The organism is Caulobacter sp. LjRoot300 (genome assembly GCF_964253875.1).
GTDB lineage: Bacteria > Pseudomonadota > Alphaproteobacteria > Caulobacterales > Caulobacteraceae > Caulobacter.
The window spans coordinates 156243-176384 of sequence record NZ_CAXUSA020000005.1 but is presented as its reverse complement, the minus strand read 5'-3'; the positions used below and the strand labels follow the sequence as shown (position 1 = coordinate 176384).

The window sequence follows — 20142 nt, the reverse complement described above, 5'->3', positions numbered from 1 at the left end:
GCAGCGCTTGTCCGGGACCCAGGACAGCCGCACCGCATCCGCCCAGTCCCCTGGGTCCCGGACAGCCTCTGCGAGGCTTCCGGGATGACAACTGTTGGGGTAGCCAAACGGCGCGCGCCCTACAGCCCCTCGGCCTCCAGCGCCTTGGTCGCGTTGTCGATCCGGGTCTGCAGCTCGCGCATGAACTCGCCGCGCTTCAGGCCGGCGGGGATCGGCGGCAGGTATTCGAACACGATCGTGCCCGGCGGGCGCAGCCAGCCGCGCGGCCAGTGGACGCCGCAGTTCAGGGCCAGGGGCGTGACCGGCAGGTTCATCTCCCGGTACAGCGCCGCGATGCCGGGCTTGTAGTCGCCGGGCACGCCGACCTCGCCACGCGTGCCCTCCGGGAAGATCACGACCTGGCGGGTCTCCTTCATGCGGTCGACGGCGTCGCGCACCAGCTTCTTCAGCGCCGTCGAATGGCCGTGGCGGTCGACGACGATCATCCGGGCCTTCAGCCCGTGCCAGCCGAACAGCGGCACCATCAGCAGTTCCTTCTTCATCACGAAGCAGGCGTCGGGCAGCAGGGCGAACTGGCTGAAGACGTCGAACATCGACTGGTGCTTGGCCGCGACCAGGGCCGGGCCGGTGGGCCGGTACTGTTCGCCGCGCACCTCGACCTTGATGTCGGCCAGCCAGCGCAGGCCCCAGATCAGACCCTTGGACCAGGTCGACAGCGACCATGTGTTGGCGCGGCGGGGCAGGGGATAGGTGACGATCATGCCGATCGCCCACACCACCGACCACGGCCAGAAGAACAGCTGGAACAGGAACGAACGCAGATAGATCAAGAGGCTTCCTTCGCCGGTTTCGGGTCGGCCTTTTCCCGCGGACCCAGCTTGAGGAACGCCTCACGGCCCAGGATCGCCAGGTACTTGCAGTATTCCACGATCATCCGCCGGGCGCTCGTGCCGCCTTTCCACCAGCGGTGGGCGTTCAGGCTCTCGGTGACCACGGGGTAGGGGTGCAGGGTCACGTCGGGCATGGCCGCGTGCAGTTCCAGCATCGAGCGGGGCATGTGGTAGTCGGCGGTGACGACGATCAGGCTGTGATAGTCCTTGGCCTTGGCCCACTCGGCGCTTTCGCTGGCGTTGCCGATGGTGTCGGCGGCCGCGTAGCCCAGGTCGATGCAGCAGTCGTAGATCGGCCGCACCGCCTTGGTCACGCCCAGCACGTCTTCCCGGGACGCCTCGCGGTTGACGCCGGAGATCAGCAGGCGCTTGCCCTTGCCGGCTTCCAGCAGCTTGGTCGCCGCCTCCAACCGGATGTTCGAGGCCCCTGTCAGCACCACCACCCCGTCGGCCACCGGCGGTTCCTGGGCCGGCGTGGACTGGTCCACGCGGCTGGTGAAGGCCAGCAGGCCCACGAACCAGACCATCACCAGGATCAGCAGCGCGGCGAAGCTCTTCACGGCATGCCTCTCAACAGGCGCAGGGACGCGGCGCGGGCCGCGATCCCGGCCACCAGCGCCGCCACCAGCGGGCAGGGCAGGGGCGCCAGGAGATCGATCCAGGCCAGCGGCAGGACCGGCGTCAGGCCCTGGCCGCCCCCCACGAACCGCGCCGCCGCCCCGATCATGGCCGCGCCCGCCCCGCCCAGCAAGCCGGCGAAGAAGGCCATGCCGGCGAAGCGGTTCTGGAACAGGTTGGCGATGAAGCCGTCCTCGGCCCCCGACAGGTGCAGCACCTCGACGATGTCGTGGCGGGCGGTCAGGGCGGCGCGGGTGGCGAAGACGATCACGGCCGCCGCCGCCGTGGCGATCAGGCCGAAGACCCCGATGGCGGCCCAGCCGGCCAGGCGCGCCGCGCGCTCGATGTCGGCGATCCAGCGGCTGTGGTCGTCGACCACGGCGTCGACATTGGCGTCCTTGAGGGCCTTGTTCAGCACCGCGGCCGTGGCGGGGGCCTTGGGATCCAGGTCCAGGGTCACCAGGCGCGGCACGGGCAGGTCGGCGATCAGGGCCTCGCGGCCGATCCACGGCTCGAGCAGGGCTTCGGCCTTGTCCTTGGACAGGGCGCGGGCCTCGGTCACGCCCTTGACGCCCGACAGGGTCTCGGCGGCGCGGGCCGCGGCGCTGTCGGGGCTTTCGCTGGCGCGGGGGCGGACGACCACCGTCGCCGAGCCGGTCAGCTGGGCGGTCCAGCCGGTGGCGGCGCGGGTCGAGGCCAGGGCCGCCAGGGCCGTCAGGCAGGCCAGGAAGCACAGCACCGCGACGACGAACACCAGCGAGCCGTCGCGGGCGTCGCGCGGCGGCAGCAGCTGGCCGGGCTTCCAGCGGGCGACGGAGAAGGCGCTCATGCCTCGTCCTCCGCGTCGTCCTCGTCGTCATGGCCCGGGCCATAGTCCCGGTCCGACGACGCGTCGGCGACATCGACCAGGCGGCCGTTCTCCAGGTGCAGGGTCGGGCGGTTGGCGCGGGCGACCAGGTCCTCGTCGTGGGTGGCGATCAGCACCGTGGTGCCCAGGCGGTTCAGCTCGACGAACAATCGCAGCAGGCGCAGCGACATGGCCGGGTCGACATTGCCCGTGGGCTCGTCGGCCAGCAGCACGTCGGGACGGTCGACCACGGCGCGGGCGATGGCCAGGCGCTGCTTCTCGCCGCCCGACAGGGTGGCCGGCAGGGCGTGCATGCGCTCGCCCAGCCCCACCCACTGCAGCAGCTCGGCCACGTCCTCGCGGTAGCTGGCCGGCTTGCGGCCGGCGATGCGTAGCGGCAGGGCGGCGTTGTCGAACACCGGCAGGTGGTCCAGCAGGCGGAAGTCCTGGAACACCACCCCGATCCGGCGGCGCACGAACGGCAGGTCCTCGGGCCGGGTCAGGCTGATGTCGCGGCCGAACAGCTCGACGCGACCCCGTGACGCACGGTGGGCCAGATAGATCAGTTTCAGCAGCGAACTCTTGCCCGCGCCCGACGGGCCGGTGAGGAAATGGAAAGACCCTGGGCGTAGGGTGAACCTGAGATCGCTGAGCGTTTCCGGCCCCCGTCCGTACCGCATCGAGACACCCTCGAAGCGCACCACGGGGACGGCGCCGCCATCCTGGACGTCATCGGTGCGCAAGGGTGTGTCGCTGGGTCGTGTGGACATGGCTGGCAAAATCGGCGACCTCGTGTGTAGGAGCGGGGAGCGTCCGATTCGCGGCCATGATACTGACCTGTCCCGAGTGCGCCAGCCGCTATTTCGTCGATGACTCCAAGGTCGGCGCGGCTGGTCGTGTCGTGCGTTGCGCGGCCTGCGGGACGCGCTGGACGGCCCGCAACGAAGACGCCCTGGACCTGTTCGATGAGCCCTCGGCCGCCGACCTGGCGGGCGAGCCGAACCTGACCGCGCTGGGGGGCGCGACCGACTCCGCCGCCGACGATTCCGAGACGCCCGTCGACCAATTGCCGGGCGAGGAGCTGCCCAAGGTGTTTCGGGCCCGGGCCGACGCCGAGCGCCGCCTGAAGGAAGCCAAGACCACGGGCCTCGTCTGGGGCGGCATGGTCGCCGTGATGCTTCTGCTGCTGGGCGCGGCGTGGCTCAACAACATCAACGTCGCCAAGCTGTGGCCTGGCACGGCGGGGGCCTACGCGTTCATAAACCGTCCCGTCAACACCGTCGGCCTGGTGGTCGAGGACCTGAAGGCCGAGCCCTCGATGCAGGACGGCCACGCCGTCATTACCGTCACCGGCGTGTTGCGCAACATCACCGACCACGCCGTGACCACGCCGCCGCTGCGCGTGGCCCTGCTGAACAAGCATGAGAAGCGGGTGGCCGGAAGGCTGGCCGCCGCCGCCGATCCGCTGATCCCGCCCAGCCAGACCCGGCACTTCTCGGTGACCCTGCTGGATCCGCCGCGCACGGCCAACACCCTGGAGATCGGCTTTGCCCTGGAACCGGGCGCGGCCAGGCATGCGGGGCCGGCCGGCCATGTCGACAGGGTCTCCAACCCCGAGGCGCCGTCGCTGCGGGGCGTCCAGGACCAGCCGGCCGAGATCGCGGCCGGCGCGGCGCCCGCGGTGGAAGAGACGCAAGAGACTGGACAGGAGCCCCCGGGTCATGAGACCGGAGCGGTCGAACCGGCCCCGGCCGACCATCATTGACCCAGAAAACCTGACATGACCGATCGCGGCGCCCCCGAAGTTCTGATTTCCCAGGAAGAAATCGCCGCGCGGGTGGAAGCCCTGGCCAAGGCCATCGCCCCGCGCATCGACAACGACACCGTCGCCGTCTGCCTGCTGACCGGCGGCCTGTGGTTCGCCGCCGACCTGACCCGGGCCCTGTGGCGGGCCGGGCGCGACGTGCGCTTCGACGCCCTGTGGCTGGCTTCGTACCACGACGAGCGCAAGAGCTCGGGCCGCTGCGAGGTCCGCGCCGACCTGCAGCGCCCGCTGATCGGCCGCCGCGCCCTGGTGGTGGACGACGTGCTCGACACCGGCCTGTCGCTGGGCGAGGCGGCCCGCCTGGTCAAGGACGCCGGCGCCAGCGAAGTCCTGACCGCCGTCTTCGCCCGCAAGCCCTGGGACAAGCCGCGCATCGAGCCCGACTTCGTGGCCTGGGAAGCGCCGGCGCGCTACCTGGTCGGCTACGGCCTCGACGACGAGGGCAAAAGCCGCGGCCTGCCGTATATCGGGGCGCTGGACTAAGACCTTAGACCCTCCCCCTTTGGGGGAGGCGGCGCGAAGGCGCCGGTGGGGGGAGTAGACCCATCTCGCGACCTCCCCCTCCGTCGGCTGCGCCGACACCTCCCCCACAGGGGGAGGATCTGAGTTCGCTACACCCACTCCGGCGTCAGATCCCGCCCCAGCATCTCCTCATAAGACGGCCGCGCCCGGATCACCGCGAAGCGGTCGCCGTCGACCAGCACCTCGGGGACCAGAGGCCGGGTGTTGTACTCGCTGGCCATGGCCGCGCCATAGGCTCCGGCCGACATGAAGGCCACCAGCTCGCCTGCCGCCAGCGGCGGCAACAAACGTTCACGTGTAAACGTGTCGCCGGTCTCGCAGATCGGGCCGACCACGTCGTAGGTCGTTTCCCCGGCGCGCGGGATCACCGGGCGGATGTCGTGGAAGGCGTCGTACATGGCCGGGCGGATCAGGTCGTTCATCGCCGCGTCGATGACCAGGAAGCGCTTGCCCTCCGGCCGCTCGTGGACGTGGATCACCTCGCTGACCAGCACCCCGGCGTTGGCGGCGATCACCCGGCCCGGCTCGAAGGCCAGCTTCACCGGCAGGCCCTGGACCGCTTCGGCGACCATCACCGCGAACTCGGCCGGCGAGGGCGGTTCGGGCATGTCGAAATAGGGCACGCCCAGGCCGCCGCCCAGGTCGAGGCGCTCGACGTGCAGGCCCTCGCCCAGCAGTTGCTCGACCAGGCCCCGCATCTTGCCGAACGCCTGACGCATCGGCGTCAGGTCGGTGATCTGGCTGCCGATGTGGCAGGCCACGCCGATCGGCTCGAGGTGGGCGTGGTTGCTGGCATTGGCGTAGAGGCGGGCGGCCTCGGCGAACGACACCCCGAACTTGTTCTCGGACTTGCCGGTGGCGATCTTGGCGTGGCCGCCGGCCGCGACGTCGGGATTGACCCGGAACGCGACCTTGGCCTTGACGCCCAGCTCGGCGGCGACGGCCGCGATCAGGTTCAGCTCGGGCTCGGACTCGACATTGATCTCGGCGACTCCGGCCCGCAGGGCGAAGGCGATCTCGCCGCGCTTCTTGCCCACGCCCGAGAACACGATGCGCTCGCCGGGGATGCCTGCCGCCAAGGCGCGGCGCACCTCGCCCTCCGACACCGTGTCGGCCCCGGCCCCGAGGTTGCCGAGCACCTTCAGCACCGCGACGTTGGAATTGGCCTTGACCGCATAGGCGACCAGCGGATCGACGATCCCGGCGGCGACCAGGGCGCCGTGGAACACCGTGAAGTGCCGCTCCAGGGTGGCGCGGGAATAGACATAGACCGGCGTGCCGACCTCGGCCGCGATGCGCGCCAGCGGGACGCCTTCGCAGGCGAGGCCCTCGGGGCCGTATTCGAAATGGTTCACGTCGGTGTCTTTCTGGACGGCTGTTCGCCGATGCGCCCTGCGTCCTTCGAGGCCCTCCTGCGGAGGGCGCCTCAGGATGAGGAACGCTGTACTGAAGTCCTCATCCTGAGGTGCGAGCCCCTGCTTGCTTCTGGGGGCGAGCCTCGAAGGACGCACGGCGGCCGTCAGTTCCCCGTCGCGCTGGGGAAGCCGGCGCCGGAGGGGCCGCCGAACGGGTCGTGGGTGCCGCCCAGCGGCGCGGCGCGGGTCGTGCGGTTGCTCGACGCCGGGTCCATGGTCTCTTGCGTGCCGTTGGCGCGGGCGGGCTGGTTGGCGGTGGCCGAGCCCTTGCGGCGTTCGGCCTCGTAGGCGGCCTTCTTCTGGGCGTTCCACAGCGGCGCGGGACGCTCCAGCTCGGCCTGCTTGCCGCAGGCCGACAGGCCGGCGCCCGACAAGGCCAGGGCGGCGAGGGTCAAGAGGGTGGCGGGGCGGATCATCCGAGCAGTTCCTTCCAACGCGCGATCTGGGCGCGAACCTGGGCGGGAGCGGTCCCGCCATAGCTGATGCGGCTGGCCGCCGAGGCGGCGGGCGTGAGCACGGTGTAGATTTCAGAAGTGATGCGCGGCTCGATCGCTTGCAAGTCGGCCAGCGCCAGTTCCGCCAGATCCACGCCCTTGCCCTCCGCCGCCTTCACGGCCGAGCCTGTCACGTGGTGGGCGTCGCGGAAAGGCATGTTCAGTTCGCGAACCAGCCAATCGGCCAGGTCCGTGGCGGTGGAGAAGCCCGCGCCGGCGGCGGCGGCCATCTTTTCGGTGTTCGGCGTCAGGTCGGCGACCATGCCGGCCATGGCCAGCAGGGAAAGCTCCAGGGCGTCGAAGGCCTCGAAGGTGGGAACCTTGTCCTCCTGCATGTCCTTGGAATAGGCCAGCGGCAGGCCCTTCATGACCACGGTCAGGGTGGTCAGCGAGCCCAGGATCCGGCCGACCTTGGCGCGGATCAGCTCGGCGGCGTCGGGGTTCTTCTTCTGCGGCATGATCGAGCTGCCGGTGGTGAAGGCGTCGGTCAGCTTGACGAAGCCGAACATCGGCGTCGTCCACAGCACGATCTCCTCGGCCAGGCGCGACAGGTGGGTGGCGGCGATCGAGGCGGCCGACAGGGCCTCCAGGGCGAAGTCGCGGGCCGAGACGCTGTCCAGCGAGTTGGCGGTCGGCCGGTCGAAGCCCAGGCTGGCGGCGGTCTGGTGGCGGTCGATCGGGAAGGGCGAGCCGGCCAGGGCCGCCGCGCCCAGCGGGCATTCGTTCATCCGGGCGCGGGCGTCGCGGAAGCGGCTGGCGTCGCGGCCGAACATCTCGACATAGGCCATCAGGTGGTGGCCGAAGGTCACCGGCTGGGCCGGCTGCAGGTGGGTGAAGCCCGGCATCAGGGCGTCGGCGTAAGCCTCGGCCTGGGCCACCAGCGCCTTTTGCAAAGCTTCCAGCTGGGTTGCAGAACGGTCGCAGGCCTCGCGCACCCACAGGCGGAAGTCGACGGCCACCTGGTCGTTGCGCGAGCGGGCGGTGTGCAGCCGGCCGGCCGTCGGGCCGATCAGCTCGCGCAGCCGCGCCTCGATGTTCATGTGGATGTCTTCGTATTCGTCGCGGAACGGGAAGGCCCCGGCCGTGATCTCGCCCTCGATGACGTCCAGCCCCTTGAGGATTTCCGCGCCGTCGCCGCTTGCAATCACGCCTTGGCTGATCAACATCCGCGCATGGGCGCGGGAGCCCGCCAAGTCCTGCGCCCACAGGCGCTTGTCGAAGCCGATGCTGACATTGATCGCCTGCATCAGCTCCGCCGGCTTGGCCGAGAACCTGCCGCCCCACATGGCTTGGCCCTGGCCGTTCGCGGCGGGCTTATCAGAGGCGTTGTCGGTCATATGAGCGAATTCCAGTCGGACAGGGAAGAAGCCGCGCGCAAGCTCGGCCCGCTGAAGTGGGTGATCGGCGCCGTTCTGCTGATCGGCGTCGCGGCGGTTCTATACGTCATCGCTCAGGCTTCGTTCAAACCCGCAGGCGCCGTTGACCTCAAGGAATTCAAGAAAGCGTCCTTAGAGAAGCTGGACGTGCCGTCCCAGCCGCGCGCCGCGCCGGCCACGGTGTTCGCCGACGGGGCCGGAAAGGCGCTGACCCTGGCCGACTTCAAGGGCCAGGTGGTGGTGATGAACCTGTGGGCCACCTGGTGCGCGCCCTGCAAGAAGGAGATGCCCACCCTGGCCAAGCTGCAGGCGTCCTACGCGACCCAGCCGCTGAAGGTGCTGCCGATCAGCGTCGACAAGGACGTCGACCTGAACCTGGTCCAGGCGGAAATGGCCGCCAACGCGCCGCTGCAGGTCTATCGCGACAAGGACTACAAGATGTCGTTCGACCTGGAGCCCCGCGCCGCCGGCTATCCGACCACGGTCATCTACGACAAGCAGGGGCGCGAACGGGCGCGGATGTCGGGCGAGGCCGACTGGTCCAGCCCCGAGGCCCGCGCCCTGGTCGAGGCCCTGCTGCGCGAGCATTGACGCCCCCGGCTGAAAAGAAACGGGACGCACGCTTAAGGATATCGCCGTTTTTTGAATTGACCCCTCAACGACCGCGTGTCCACTCTGGCCTGCAATCCTGGATTTGGGCTGCCAACGCTACCCGGACGACTGAGATTGTTACCCGCCCGCTTGTCCGGGCATTGGCTCGGCATCTCTAGGAGACACGCCATGGCGACCGGCGTAGTGAAATGGTTCAACGGCACCAAGGGCTTCGGCTTCATCCAGCCCGATGATGGCGGCAAGGACGTGTTCGTCCACATCAGCGCCGTCGAACGCGCGGGCCTGCGCGGCCTGGACGAAGGCCAGAAGGTCAGCTTCGACACCGCCGAGGAGCGCGGCAAGATCGCGGCGAACAATCTCAAGCCGCTCTAGGTTCGGGAACGACCCGCGAACTCGGGCGATTTCGCTCGACGCGCGAATTTGACGGGCGCCGGTTCCAACGAACCGGCGCCCGTCTGCTATGGAAGACCCATGACCGTCGATCCCCGCCTTCTCGAAATCGTCGCCGACCGGGCCTGGCCGGCGCGCCAGAGCGGGGCGCTGGGCGGCTGGCGGCTGAACGCCTCGGACGGCTGGTCGCTGCGGATCAACGCCTGCTGGCCGCTGGGCGAGCCCGACCGGCCGATCGACGAGGCCATCGACGCGGCCGAGGCCTTCTACGCCGCCCGCGGCCTGCCCGCCCGTTTCAAGCTGTCGGACGGGGCTGTGGTTCCGGCCAACCTATCCGAGCACCTGCGCGCCCGCGGCTACCGGCCCACCCACGGCACGGTGGTGATGGTGGGCGAGGCCTCGGGCGTGGTCGCGGGGGCGGCGGACGCGGCCGTCACCCTGTCCGACGCGCCGGACCCGGCCTTCGAGGCGGTGCTGACCGCCAGCGCCGCCGGCAACGCCGCCGACGCCCGCGAGCGCCTGGACGCCCTGGGCCGCATCCCCGCGCCGGCTCGATTCGCGCGGCTGGAGGTCGGCGGCCAGGTCGCGGCCCTGGGCGCGACGGCGGTCGACGGCGAATGGGCCGGGATCTTCGGCATGCGCACCCTGCCGGGCCACCGTCGCAAGGGCCTGGCCCGCCGGATCCTGGCGGCCCTGCTGCACGAGGCCCGGGAACTGGGCGCCCGCCGGGCCTATCTCCAGGTCGAGGCCGACAACGCCCCGGCCATCGGGCTCTATAGCGGCCTGGGGTTCTTGCCGGCCTATGGATATCGCTACTGGGCGGTGGAGGATTAGGCGGCCGACGTCATGTCCCGCGCCGGGCCCGCGTCGACGCCCTGGCGAAGGGCTGACGGCTTCAGGGCGACGAGGGCTTCGATCATGGGGGTGATCAGCCCGCCGGTGACGCCATGGGGCTCCAGGGCGGGCGCCCCGAACTTCAGGTTCTTCGGCCGCTCGCGGTCCGGCGTGTGCAGGGTTCCAAACACCTTGTCCCAGATCGTCAGGAAGCTGCCGAAATTCTTGCCGAAGTGGCGAGGGTCGGCGGAATGGTGGATCTGGTGATGGGCCGGGCTGGCGAACAGGCGTCCCAGGCCGCCGCCGAAGGTCATCCAGGCGTGCGAATGCTGGAGATTCACCAGCGCCAGGAAGAAGACGACCATGATCGCGTTCTGGCCGAAGATCATCATGACGTGCGGGCCGGGGCCGAAGACGTAGAGCGCCACGCCATTGGTCGTCCCCACGGTGACCGCCAGGATGTTGTGGAACTTCAGGCTTTCCAACGGATGCACCCGGAAGACCGTCAGCGGCGTCAGGACTTCGGCGGTGTGGTGGACCTTGTGGATCGCCCAGAAGGCCGGGACCTTGTGGCTGAGATAGTGATCGATCCAGTAGCCCAGCTCATAGGCGAGATAGCCGGCGACCGTGCCGACCGCCACGATGATCAGGGCAGGGGTTTCACTCAGCGGCGCGGCGCCCAGGAACCGGCGCAGGGTCTCTCCGATGACGAGGCTGATCTTGGAGCCGGACCATAGGCCGCCGGCCAGGATGATCCCCGTCACCCAGAAATTCACAAGCAGGAAGCCGAGGTCGGCTTTCGTGGAAGGGTGGCGCCAGATCGACTTGGGAAACAGCAGGCGTACGAGCAACGCCAAGGACGTGCGCCGTCCCCTGGCCCGTCGCCGCCCGACGAGGTGCGCGGCCCCGATGGCCAGGGCGCTCAGCAGCGCCACGAGCGAGAAGCTTGAGCCCAGCGACAGGAGGGTCGTCACGACCGGCGCCAGCAATCTCGCGCCAATGGTCGGCAGATCCGACAGATTCACCGCGCCAGAGATCATTCGGCCGCCTCCCGATCACCAGCCTCCTGGCTATCGGAGCCGCGTGAATTTGGCTTTAACGCTTGATCTCCAGTGACGCCCGGGTCAGTCCAGATCGAACACGAACCGGTCGTGCTCGGGGTGCAGGCAGCTCTGGTCGATCGGCGCGGTCGGGTCGGCCAGGAAGCCGCGGATCATCTTGCGGGCGCAGGCGCTGCCGCGCGAGACGCCGTGGGTGGTGTTGGGGATGATGCTCAGCTGGCCCCTGGGGAAGCGGCCGACGGCGGCCTTGGCCACGGCGGGCGGACAGCCGGGGTCGATCTCGGCGGCCAGGAACAGGGTGGGGATCGGGCTGCTGACCGGCTGGGCCTCGACGGGATCGGGCGCGCCGACCGGATAGGCCTGGCAGACCTGGAACAGGCGATCGAACGACCGCTCAGCCAGACGGCTGATCGGGTCGCGCTGGGCGCCCTTGCGGGTCGCCTCCCGGCTCTCGAACGGCAGTTCCTCCTTGCACAGGTGGGTGAAGAACTGGGCCTCGCGATAGCCCGCCCCGGCCCGGGCGCCATCAAGGGCCGACAGGTCGCCGGCCGCGAACTTGGCCGCCGTGGCGGGCAGGGCGCGGGCGTCGGGGCCGCTATAGGCGGCGTCCATCAGGAAACCGCCCAGCAGGTCGGCGGTGTAGGTCTGGCCGTCCTGGACCACCGGGCCGGCCAGCAGCTTGACCGCCACGCCGTCCAGGTCGGCGCCCGGATGCGGATATCTGGCGTTGCAGGCGGCGTCCTCGGCGCAGCGCTTGAAGATCACCTTGACCGCGTCCGAAATCATCTCCGGCCCGCCCTGCGCCCACTTGGCCTCCGGCGTCCAGGGCGAGTCGAGGACCACGGCCCGCACGCCGGAGGGGTCGTGCTTGACCACGGCCAGGGCGATGCGGGTGCCGTACGAGACGCCGAACAGGTCGACCTGCTTGAGGCCCAGGGTCTTGCGCAGGTCCTGGATGTCCTTGACCACCTCCTCGGCGTTGTAGCGCGACAGGTCGACGCCGGAGGCCTTCAGGCGCTGGGCGCAGGCGATCAGCTGCTGGGCGGCCGCGTCGCTCAGCGGACCGGCGTCGTTCAGGGCCGCCTCGCCGCAGTCGAGGATCGGCGAGGCCACCCCGCCGCCGCGCTGGTCGAAATAGATCCAGTCCTGGTCGATGGCGATCAGTTCGCGGCCCGAGACGCCGCGCAGGCTGCGGCCGAGGTTCTCGACCACCCCGCCGCCGGGACCGCCGTGCAGGAAGATCACCGGGACCGCGCCGGGCTTGGGCGCGCTGGCCTTGACGATGGTCACCGGCAGGGCGACGCGCCGCGTGCTCGGCCCGCCCCGGGTCTCGTCGACGACCAGGGTCCCGCACTGGATCTTGTTGGCCACCCCCGAATAGTCGCCGGCGCACGGGCCAGGCGTGAACTTGGGCTCGGCGGCCTGGGCGGTTCCGGCCAGGGCGAAGGCGGCGAAAGCGCCGGAAAGGGCGGCGCCCCAGATCATCTTGCGCATGTGAGTCCCGTGGTGCTGAGGCTGGCAGTGAGCATGGCGGCGGGAAGGGGGCAAGGGCGGCGGCGTTGTGGTTCGAAGGGCGGCATGGCATCTGGCCTGGATGAGCGACAGCCTTCCCAACGACGTCTCCCTGTCGATGTACGCCATCGGCGAACCCCGCAACAACGACCTGCGCGTGGTGGTCATGGAGGCCAAGCCTGCAAGCGAACCGGTCCAGGCGGTGTTGGGCCTGGCGACCCCGATCAGGCCCGACGAGACCTGTCGCGCCTACGAGATCGTCTGGAGCGGCTATGTCGCCTACAACGTTCGGAACGAGAGCTATTTTCAGGCCGAGCCCGGCGAAGCGCTGGGCGGTCCGCCCCTGGCCGTGAGGACCGCCTCGGCCTACCTCGCCCATGTCCGCGCCTCGACCTTCGCCACCGACGACTATCCGGGCGTTCTCACCCATTGGCGGCTGTATCTGGAGTGGCATTGCCTCGACGTCGTCGGCGTCGATCCGCCGGAAATCCGCTTGATGACCGCCGACGAGACGGTCGCGATCCTGGCCGAGTTCAGCTAGGGACGGGCCAATCCTGACCGCGCCGCGCAGGGCTATCGCCTATGGGATTGGCTGCGAAATTAAGCTGTCATCCCGGACAAGCCCGGCGAAGCCGGGCGCAGATCCGGGACCGCCGGAAGCTCTGAGTTCACGCCCCGGTCCCGGATCTTCGCGCTGCGCGCTCGTCCGGGATGACAACCGGTTTGGGTCATAGGCGATAGCTCTGTGTCGCGCGTGGCGCTGCACAGGGGGAGGGGTTTTCGTCAACAAGTTTACAAAACAAACTAGTTGATGCATGGTCCGCCCATCGCAACGGAGCCCGGCCATGCACGCGCCTCTCAAATCGATCGAAGCCTCCGCCCCGGCGGACGCCTCGGCCCGCAACGCGCCGGTCGGCGCCGTGCGCGCCTTCCTGACCCTGCTGGTCGTCGCCCATCACGCGATGCTGACCTACCACCCCTACGCGCCGGCCCCGAAGGCCTTCGCCGCCCCGCCGATCCTGTGGACCGCCTTTCCGATCGTGGATCCGCAGAAGTTCGGGGGCTTCGCCCTGCTGACCCTGGTCAACGACCTGTTCTTCATGTCGCTGATGTTCCTGGTCTCGGGCCTGTTCGTCGCCGGCGGCCTGAGGGCCAAGGGCGCGGGCGGGTTCCTGCGGGGCCGGGCGCTGCGGCTGGGCGCGCCGTTCGTGGTCGGGGCGGGGCTGCTGGCGCCTCTGGCCTATTACCCCGCCTGGCTGCAGTCGGGCGGCGCGCCGTCGCTGGCCGCCTATGCGAAGGCCTGGACCCACCTGCCGTTCTGGCCCAGCGGCCCGGCCTGGTTCCTGTGGGTGCTGCTGGTCTTCGCCGCGGTCGCCGCGGCGCTGGACCGCCTGTTTCCGGCCCTGATCCCGGCGCTGGGTCGCTGGACCCAGGGCGGCGCCCGGCGACCCGGCCGCGCCTTCCTGGTCCTGGTCGCGGCCAGCGCCCTGGCCTATGTCCCCCTGAACATGGCGCTGCCCTTCGGCCACTGGACGACGGTGGGACCGTTCCTGGTCCAGACCGGCCGTATCGGCCACTACCTCGTCTATTTCCTGGCCGGCGTGGCGTTCGGGGCGGCGGGCGTGGGCCAGGGGCTGACCGATCCGCACGGGGCGCTGGCCCGCCGCTGGTGGGCCTGGCAGATCCTGCCGGTTCCGGCGGTGATCGCGGCGGTCGCCATCTTCATCCTCGCCTTCTCGCCCAACCCGCCGCCCAAGCCGGTGCTGGACGTGGCCGGCGGCCTGGCCTTCGTCCTGGCCTGCGCCAGCCTGTCGTTCGCGGTGCTGGCGGTGTTCCTGCGCTTCGTCCGCAAGACCGGCCCGGTCGGCGCCAGCCTGCAGGCCAACGCCTACGGGATCTACCTGACCCACTACGTCTTCACCGCCTGGCTCTCGTGGCTGCTGCTGCCCCAGGCCTGGGGCGGGCTGGCCAAGGGGCTGGTGGTGATCGGCGGGGCGGTGGCGCTCAGCTGGCTGACGACCATGGCGCTGCGCCGCACGCCGCTGTTGGGCCGAATCCTGTGACCAGCCATGATGCGACATTGAAGGGGGCCTTGCCCATGAACGACGAGATCAAGTCGGTCCAGGACGACCTGGCGTTCCTGCGGACCATCGCCGAAGGCCGGTCGGGCGGCGGGATGGGCGTCGCCGGCGGCGCGCTCTACGGCTCGGCCGGGGTGCTCTACGGGATCCAGTGCCTGAGCTACTACCTCCAGGAGGTCGGGATCGTCCGCCTGTCGCCGACCGCCAACCTCGTCATGGCCTGGGCGCCGACCTTGATCTTCCTGGTGCTGATGACGATCGTGATCATCATCGACCGCAAGCGGCCGGCGGTCGGGGTGACCAGCCGAGCCGTCAATTCCGCCTTCGCGGGCGCGGGGATCGCCAATCTGGCCCTGATCCTGGTCTTCGCCAGCGCCGCCCAGCGCCACCACGACTTCCACTATTGGCTGTTCCACCCGGCCGTGGTCTTCGTGCTGCAGGGCGCGGTCTGGTACGTGATCTTCATGCTGCGCAGGCGGTGGTGGACGGCGCTGGTGGCCTCCGGCTGGCTGGTCTCGGGCGTGGCGCTGGGCATGCTGATCGAGCACGCGGACCTTTATCTGCTGATCGCCGCCGCCAGCCTCTTCCTGCTGATGGCGGTCCCGGGCTTCGGGATGATGCGCCAGGCCCTGCGGATCTCGGCGGCCTGAGGCGGGCGTGACCGGCAAGTTCGACATCAGCGGATTGGACGACGTCATCCACGGCCGGGTGCGGCTGGGGATCGTCGCCTACCTGGCCAGCGCCGAGGTGGCCGACTTCACCGAGCTGAAGGCCCTGCTGGAGGTGACCCAGGGCAATCTGTCGGTCCACCTGCGCAAGCTGGAGGACGCCGGCTATGTGGCGATCGACAAGAGCTTCGTCGGCCGAAAGCCCCTGACCCGGGTGCGCCTGACCGATGCCGGCCGCGCGGCCTTCGCAGCCTATCTGAAGGCCATGGGCCAGCTGGTCGAGCAGGCGCGGGGCGGCGGGGCGTAGGGGGCCGAATTCCTCGTCCTTCGACAGGCTCAGGATGAGGAATTCTACTGAACCGCCCTACAACGAGCCCTCATCCTGAGCTTGTCGAAGGACGAGGGCGGCGTACCGGCGCTAAACGCCCAACCGTCCACAGAGCCTAGAGACCCATCTCGGCCCGCAATTGCTCCGGCGTCACCCCCGCCGCCCGCAGCTCCCGCAGCGTCTGGGCCTTGTCGCGCTTGGCGTAGCGCTTGCCGTCGGGGCCGACCAGCAGGCGGTGGTGGCGGTAGGTCGGGGTCGGCAGGTCCAGCAGGGCCTGCAGCAGGCGCTGGATGTGGGCGGCCTCGAACAGGTCCTGGCCGCGGATCACGTGGGTCATCTCCTGCAGGGCGTCATCCAGCACGACCGCCAGGTGATAGGCCACGCCCACGTCCTTGCGGGCCAGGACGATGTCGCCGGCGGTTTCGGGACGGGCCTGGATGTGGCCGGTCTCGCCGTCCGGTCCGGCGCCTTCCTCGAGGAAGCCCAGGCGGTCGAAGCCGCCCAGCGCGCCGCGGGCCGCGTCCAGCGACAGGCGCCAGGCGAAGGCCTCGCCCCGCGCCAGCCGCGCGGCCTCCTCGTCCGCGGGCAGGGGGCCACCGACGAAGGGCTTGGTCGGCTCGTGCGGCGCCCGGCCGATGTCCAGTTCCTTGCGGGTGCGGAAGCAGCGATAGACCAGGCCCTTGTCGCGCAAGACGTCGATGGCCCGGTGATAGTCGGCCAGGTGCTCGGACTGCCGGCGCACGGGCTGTTCCCAGGCCAGGCCCAGCCAGGCCAGGTCCTCCAGGATCGAGGCCTCGAACTCAGGGCGGCTGCGGGTGGCGTCGATGTCCTCGATCCGCAGCACGAACCGGCCCTCGGCCGCCCGGGCGGCGTCGAAGGCGGTCAGGGCCGAAAAGGCGTGGCCGCGATGCAGATGGCCGGTCGGCGAGGGTGCGAAGCGGGTGGCGAAGCGCAAGCCTAAGCCTGGTCGAGCTTGGCGAACATGCCCAGGTGTTCGAACACGCCGCGGAGGAAGGCTTCCTCGCCGCCCAGGGCTTCCTTCAGCGGGGCGAACTGCTTGAAGCTGATCATCTCGGCCAGGCCGTGGCCGGCGCACCAGGCGGCGATGGTCGCCAGCTCCAGGTCGATCGGCGAGGCCGTGCCGCCGCTGCGCTCGTCGATGGTGTTGCGCACCTGGCAGTAGGCGCCTTCTTCCTTCATCTGCTCGGGCAGGGCGTCCTTGTCGCGCGAGCAGTCGTACATCACCCGATAGAGGGCGGGGTTGTCGCGCGCGAACCGGACATAGGCCACGCCCAGGCCGGTCATGCGGTCCTTGCCGTCGGCCGCCTTCCGGCGCGCCTCGGTCAGGGCCGCGTCGAGGGCGGCCCAGCCCTCGTGGGCGACGGCGTCCAGCAGCTCGCCCTTGTCCTTGAAATGGTGGTAGGGCGCGGCCGGGCTGACCCCGGCCTCCCGCGCCACGGCCCGCAGTGAAAGCGCCGCCGGGCCGTCGGTCTCGAGGATGCGGCGAGCGGCCTCGACCAGGGCGCGGCTGAGGTCTCCGTGGTGGTAGGGGCGGGCGTCTGTGGTCGCGATCTGTGTCATCTCGGACACTGTAACCGTTCCTGTTCAAAAATCCATCCTAACGGCGTCAAGATTATCTTGACGTCGTTCAGATCGGTGTTATCTAAGCATTGTCCAGATCGAAACCGATCGGACCGGGGGCGGTCGTCCAAATCGCCGCGTCCGCAACAAACTCAAGGATGTGTGTGATGACCAATAGCTTCTTCGCCTTCGAAACCGTTCTCGACCGCATGGCCGTGGGCTTCTTCCTGGCCGCCGCCGTCGGCGTCGCCGGCGCCCTGATCGGTATGGGCTTCTAGGCCCGCGCAGCTTTTGTGGCCGACGGGACACAGCGGACCCCCCGCTGTCCCGCCGACACGATCGCCGCCCGGCCATCTTCGCCGAAGTGTTCGAAGCCGCCCGCGCTTTTTCGCCGGCGGCTTTTGCATGTCTTGATCCCGGTCTTGATCCAGGGGGCCCGCGCGCCTAGGTCGGATGCTCCCGAGGCGGAACGTCCCGCGCCGGGCCGGATTTCCCAGACATGACCTTTTCGCCCTCCATCGTCGAGATGCGCCGATGAGCGTGGCCTTCACCAAGGAAGGCGACAGCGAGGCGTTCGCCGCCGACCTGCTGGACCGCCCGATCTCGCCGCATCCGAACCTGGTGACGCCCGAGGGCCTGGCCCGGATCGAGGCGGCCCTGGCCCAGGCCCGCGCCGCCTACGGCGCCGCCCAGGCCGGCGGCGACGTCGCCCAGGACCGCACGGCCATGGCCCGCGCGACCCGCGACCTGCGCTACTGGTCCGCCCGCCGGGCCAGCGCCCAGCTGCGCGAACGCGATCCGGCCGTCGGCGACGTGCAGTTCGGCGGAACCGTCACCTTCGACCGCGAGGACGGCCGCCGCCAGACCTTCCGCATCGTCGGCGAGGACGAGGCCGACCCCACCCAGGGCTCGGTGTCCTATGTCTCGCCGGTGGCCCGCGCCCTGCTGGGCAAGGGCGTGGGCGACACGGCCATGGTGGCCGGCGGCGAGGTCGAGATCGTCGCGATCTCAGCGGACTGAAATCGCGTCGCCAAGCGCAGCGATGTCTTGGTTCTGTCGCCGAGTTGGCTCATCCTTCCCAGGCGTTCGGGAATGAATGGCGATTCCTGAGAATGCGTAGGAAGGAGGCCCGTCTTCAGTCCGACCGCGTACCCGCTTCATAGGGGCTTTGTCAGCCCTGGAGGGAGGCCCTGATGCAGGTGCTGTCCCGCCCACCGTCCGGCATGCCGGCGCTCGTGCTCAACGCCGACTACCGGCCCCTGAGCTATTATCCGCTGTCCCTCTGGCCCTGGCAGGAGGTGATCAAGGCGGTGTTCCTGGAACGTGTCGACGTGGTCTCGACCTACGACCACGTGGTGCATTCGCCGTCCTTCGAGATGAAGCTGCCCAGCGTGGTGTCGCTGAAGCAGTACGTGCCGCAGGATCGCCCGCCGGCCTTCACCCGCTTCAACCTGTTCCTGCGTGACGGGTTCAGCTGCCAGTACTGCGGCTCGCCGGACGAGCTGACCTTCGACCACGTGATCCCCCGCTCGCGCGGCGGCCGCACCACCTGGGAGAACATCGTCACCGCCTGCGCGCCCTGCAACCTGCACAAGGGCGGCCGAACGCCGCGCGAGGCGGGCATGCATCCGTTCCACACCGCCCGCCGGCCCAGCATGCACGAACTGCAGGACCGCGGCCGCCGGTTCCCGCCGGGGCACTTGCACGCCAGCTGGCTGGACTACCTGTACTGGGACATCGAGCTGGAGGCGTAGGGCCAATCGACATTCGACCCCGTGCGTGGTCCTCGTCCTTCGACAGGCTCAGGATGAGGACCATCTACAGGTCCCGGCAGTAGAAAACCTCATCCTGAGCTTGTCGAAGGACGAGGTTTTCGGCCCTGGGGGAGCTGGATTCGATCCACCAGAGGACGCCGAGTCGCGAAAATGTCCAGGAAACAATGACTTGCGGCTCCGCTTGCATCGACTCGCGGCCGGGCGGACCCAGGGGATGGGGGGCTCTCCACGGGAGGGTTCGATGCTTTCCAGTCCTTCGACGTCCGCCGGTCCGACGCTTCACGAGCGGGGTCGGGCGCTGTTCGTCAAGCGGCGGCTGCGGTGGCTGATGGCCGCCGCGGCGGTGGCCAATCTGGTGCTCTGGACGCTGGTGTTCGGGCTGTCGAGCGCAACCTAGGCCCCGCTTCACGGGTTCTCTACCCGACGCCTCCGGGCGAAAAATCGGGAGAGACCGCCATGATCTTTGGCCACAAAAAAGAAGAAGACGGCCGCCACTTCACCCATGGCACCAGCGCCTCGACGGCCGACATGGCCAGCGAGGGCAAGGTGCGGCGGGAGGACAGGCATTTCGACGCCCCGCATTCTCGCGAGGCTGAAAACCCGCTGGCCGAGGGCGAAAAGCACGATCAGCTGGCCGAGAAGGTCGAATGCTCGGAAAGCCGCCAGGAAGCCCTGCTGGACGAAGGCCTGGAGGAAAGCTTCCCGGGCAGCGACCCGGTCAGCGTCAAGCGCATCACCTAAAGGGAGCTAGTCAGGCCCGTCGCGGAAAGCGTCGGGCCGCCCGGCTGGCGAAGCTGGCCGGGTGATCGGCCGCCGCGCCGTCGGTCGACGACGGGAAGGCCGCCTGGATCACCGGCGCCAGGCGGCGTCCGCCCCGCCGGCGGTCCTGGGCGGCGATGTCGGCGAAGCTGGCCGAGCCGCGCTTGCGGGCCAGGGAGCGAAGGTTCTCGATATGGCTGGCCAGGTAGACGACCCCCACGCCGACGGTGTCGGCCAGCAGGTCGCTGATCGAGGCGCTGCGGTCGGCGGTGAACATCTGGGCCAGCTCGACGCTGGCGCCCAGCAGCACCGCGGCGATGGCCAGGTCGTTGCGGCGCATGCGGGGGAAGGCCAGGAAGGAAATGGCCACCAGGCCGCCGAACGCGATCGCGTGGGCCGCCTTGTCGCTCAACCCGAACACCTGCTCCAGGCCCGGCCAGGGGCCCAGCATCAGCGTCGCGGCGGTCAGGGCGCCGGCGACCAGAACGGCTCGGGCGGCGGTCACGACATGGTTGGGCGTCAGCATCGGCTTCCTGGCTCGCAATGAGCCCAAA

Annotated in this window: 25 protein-coding genes; 13 read left to right on the top strand and 12 right to left on the bottom strand. The window is 69.7% G+C overall.

Translation table 11 applies throughout. The features are described from left to right. Positions 1-119: 119 nt before the first annotated feature. Genes ACSQ2G_RS18020 through ftsE form a run of 4 tightly spaced genes read right to left on the bottom strand, consistent with a single transcriptional unit; the run spans position 120 to position 3125 of the window. The gene (locus ACSQ2G_RS18020; RefSeq protein WP_436033206.1) at positions 120-830 is read right to left on the bottom strand and encodes a lysophospholipid acyltransferase family protein; all 711 of its coding nucleotides are present in this window, start codon (positions 828-830) and stop codon (positions 120-122) included. Continuing rightward, positions 827-1450, bottom strand: a complete 624-nt coding sequence (locus tag ACSQ2G_RS18015) for a YdcF family protein (protein WP_436033204.1) — start codon at positions 1448-1450, stop codon at positions 827-829. The genes ACSQ2G_RS18020 and ACSQ2G_RS18015 overlap by 4 nt, the downstream gene beginning before the upstream one ends. Then, complete coding sequence (locus tag ACSQ2G_RS18010) at positions 1447-2337, bottom strand: cell division protein FtsX (protein ID WP_436033202.1); 891 nt, start codon at positions 2335-2337, stop codon at positions 1447-1449. The genes ACSQ2G_RS18015 and ACSQ2G_RS18010 overlap by 4 nt, the downstream gene beginning before the upstream one ends. Further along, positions 2334-3125, bottom strand: a complete 792-nt coding sequence (gene ftsE, locus ACSQ2G_RS18005; protein ID WP_436033200.1) for a cell division ATP-binding protein FtsE — start codon at positions 3123-3125, stop codon at positions 2334-2336. The genes ACSQ2G_RS18010 and ftsE overlap by 4 nt, the downstream gene beginning before the upstream one ends. Positions 3126-3181: 56 nt before the next feature. On the opposite strand from ftsE, the gene ACSQ2G_RS18000 reads away from it, so the two are divergent. Beyond that, positions 3182-4120 (top strand): MJ0042-type zinc finger domain-containing protein, encoded by a 939-nt coding sequence (locus ACSQ2G_RS18000; RefSeq protein ID WP_436033198.1) that lies wholly within the window; start codon positions 3182-3184, stop codon positions 4118-4120. 15 nt (positions 4121-4135) lie between these two features. Then, complete coding sequence (locus ACSQ2G_RS17995; protein ID WP_436033196.1) at positions 4136-4663, top strand: phosphoribosyltransferase; 528 nt, start codon at positions 4136-4138, stop codon at positions 4661-4663. A gap of 128 nt (positions 4664-4791) precedes the next feature. Here the strand turns inward: ACSQ2G_RS17995 and lysA are convergent, their stop codons facing one another. The 3 genes from lysA to argH form a co-directional block, all read right to left on the bottom strand. Beyond that, positions 4792-6057, bottom strand: coding sequence for a diaminopimelate decarboxylase (lysA, locus tag ACSQ2G_RS17990; protein ID WP_436033194.1), 1266 nt, complete (start codon positions 6055-6057; stop codon positions 4792-4794). A gap of 164 nt (positions 6058-6221) precedes the next feature. Next, positions 6222-6533 carry a hypothetical protein gene (locus ACSQ2G_RS17985; RefSeq protein WP_436033192.1) on the bottom strand — a complete coding sequence of 104 codons (312 nt, stop codon included), beginning with the start codon at positions 6531-6533 and terminating at the stop codon, positions 6222-6224. Next, positions 6530-7948: an argininosuccinate lyase gene (gene argH, locus ACSQ2G_RS17980; RefSeq protein ID WP_436033190.1), complete on the bottom strand. Its 1419-nt coding sequence runs from the start codon at positions 7946-7948 to the stop codon at positions 6530-6532. Before argH ends, ACSQ2G_RS17985 begins: the two co-directional genes overlap by 4 nt. Here argH and ACSQ2G_RS17975 point away from each other — a divergent pair, their 5' ends adjacent. From ACSQ2G_RS17975 to ACSQ2G_RS17965, 3 genes are all read left to right on the top strand, one after another. Continuing rightward, positions 7949-8578 carry a TlpA family protein disulfide reductase gene (locus ACSQ2G_RS17975; protein WP_310082654.1) on the top strand — a complete coding sequence of 210 codons (630 nt, stop codon included), beginning with the start codon at positions 7949-7951 and terminating at the stop codon, positions 8576-8578. A gap of 189 nt (positions 8579-8767) precedes the next feature. Next, on the top strand, positions 8768-8971 hold the full coding sequence (locus ACSQ2G_RS17970) for a cold-shock protein (protein ID WP_012287235.1): 204 nt from the start codon (positions 8768-8770) through the stop codon (positions 8969-8971). Positions 8972-9070: 99 nt separating this feature from the next. Beyond that, positions 9071-9823: a GNAT family N-acetyltransferase gene (locus ACSQ2G_RS17965; RefSeq protein ID WP_436033187.1), complete on the top strand. Its 753-nt coding sequence runs from the start codon at positions 9071-9073 to the stop codon at positions 9821-9823. Here ACSQ2G_RS17965 and ACSQ2G_RS17960 read toward each other — a convergent pair. Together ACSQ2G_RS17960 and ACSQ2G_RS17955 are read right to left on the bottom strand one after the other, a co-directional pair. Next, positions 9820-10797: a sterol desaturase family protein gene (locus ACSQ2G_RS17960; RefSeq protein WP_436033186.1), complete on the bottom strand. Its 978-nt coding sequence runs from the start codon at positions 10795-10797 to the stop codon at positions 9820-9822. The genes ACSQ2G_RS17965 and ACSQ2G_RS17960 overlap by 4 nt on opposite strands. Positions 10798-10947: 150 nt before the next feature. Further along, positions 10948-12378, bottom strand: coding sequence for an alpha/beta hydrolase (locus ACSQ2G_RS17955; RefSeq protein WP_436033185.1), 1431 nt, complete (start codon positions 12376-12378; stop codon positions 10948-10950). A 100-nt stretch (positions 12379-12478) separates the two neighbouring features. Here ACSQ2G_RS17955 and ACSQ2G_RS17950 point away from each other — a divergent pair, with 100 nt between their 5' ends. The 4 genes from ACSQ2G_RS17950 to ACSQ2G_RS17935 all read left to right on the top strand — a co-directional run bounded on the left by ACSQ2G_RS17950 (position 12479) and on the right by ACSQ2G_RS17935 (position 15452). Beyond that, positions 12479-12937: a hypothetical protein gene (locus ACSQ2G_RS17950; RefSeq protein ID WP_436033184.1), complete on the top strand. Its 459-nt coding sequence runs from the start codon at positions 12479-12481 to the stop codon at positions 12935-12937. Positions 12938-13241: 304 nt separating this feature from the next. After that, positions 13242-14459, top strand: a complete 1218-nt coding sequence (locus tag ACSQ2G_RS17945) for an acyltransferase family protein (protein ID WP_436033182.1) — start codon at positions 13242-13244, stop codon at positions 14457-14459. A 35-nt stretch (positions 14460-14494) separates the two neighbouring features. Continuing rightward, positions 14495-15127, top strand: a complete 633-nt coding sequence (locus ACSQ2G_RS17940; RefSeq protein ID WP_436033180.1) for a hypothetical protein — start codon at positions 14495-14497, stop codon at positions 15125-15127. Between the two features lie 7 nt (positions 15128-15134). Further along, a complete protein-coding gene (locus ACSQ2G_RS17935; protein WP_436033178.1) occupies positions 15135-15452 on the top strand; it encodes a winged helix-turn-helix domain-containing protein in 318 nt (105 codons plus the stop codon). 136 nt (positions 15453-15588) lie between these two features. On the opposite strand, the gene gluQRS is transcribed toward ACSQ2G_RS17935, so the two are convergent. Together gluQRS and ACSQ2G_RS17925 are read right to left on the bottom strand one after the other, a co-directional pair. After that, the gene (gene gluQRS / locus ACSQ2G_RS17930; RefSeq protein ID WP_436033176.1) at positions 15589-16428 is read right to left on the bottom strand and encodes a tRNA glutamyl-Q(34) synthetase GluQRS; all 840 of its coding nucleotides are present in this window, start codon (positions 16426-16428) and stop codon (positions 15589-15591) included. Between the two features lie 2 nt (positions 16429-16430). Continuing rightward, a complete protein-coding gene (locus tag ACSQ2G_RS17925; protein WP_436033744.1) occupies positions 16431-17054 on the bottom strand; it encodes a TetR/AcrR family transcriptional regulator in 624 nt (207 codons plus the stop codon). Positions 17055-17588: 534 nt separating this feature from the next. Between ACSQ2G_RS17925 and greA the strand changes: the two genes are divergently transcribed. The 4 genes from greA (at position 17589) to ACSQ2G_RS17905 (ending at position 19570) form a co-directional block, all read left to right on the top strand. Next, complete coding sequence (gene greA / locus ACSQ2G_RS17920) at positions 17589-18074, top strand: transcription elongation factor GreA (protein ID WP_436033174.1); 486 nt, start codon at positions 17589-17591, stop codon at positions 18072-18074. A gap of 170 nt (positions 18075-18244) precedes the next feature. After that, positions 18245-18808: an HNH endonuclease gene (locus ACSQ2G_RS17915; RefSeq protein WP_089930049.1), complete on the top strand. Its 564-nt coding sequence runs from the start codon at positions 18245-18247 to the stop codon at positions 18806-18808. A 262-nt stretch (positions 18809-19070) separates the two neighbouring features. Next, positions 19071-19226 (top strand): hypothetical protein, encoded by a 156-nt coding sequence (locus ACSQ2G_RS17910; RefSeq protein ID WP_436033172.1) that lies wholly within the window; start codon positions 19071-19073, stop codon positions 19224-19226. Positions 19227-19285: 59 nt separating this feature from the next. Then, on the top strand, positions 19286-19570 hold the full coding sequence (locus tag ACSQ2G_RS17905; RefSeq protein ID WP_436033170.1) for a hypothetical protein: 285 nt from the start codon (positions 19286-19288) through the stop codon (positions 19568-19570). 10 nt (positions 19571-19580) lie between these two features. Here the strand turns inward: ACSQ2G_RS17905 and ACSQ2G_RS17900 are convergent, their stop codons facing one another. Further along, positions 19581-20114: a VanZ family protein gene (locus tag ACSQ2G_RS17900; protein WP_436033168.1), complete on the bottom strand. Its 534-nt coding sequence runs from the start codon at positions 20112-20114 to the stop codon at positions 19581-19583. Positions 20115-20142 lie beyond the last annotated feature (28 nt).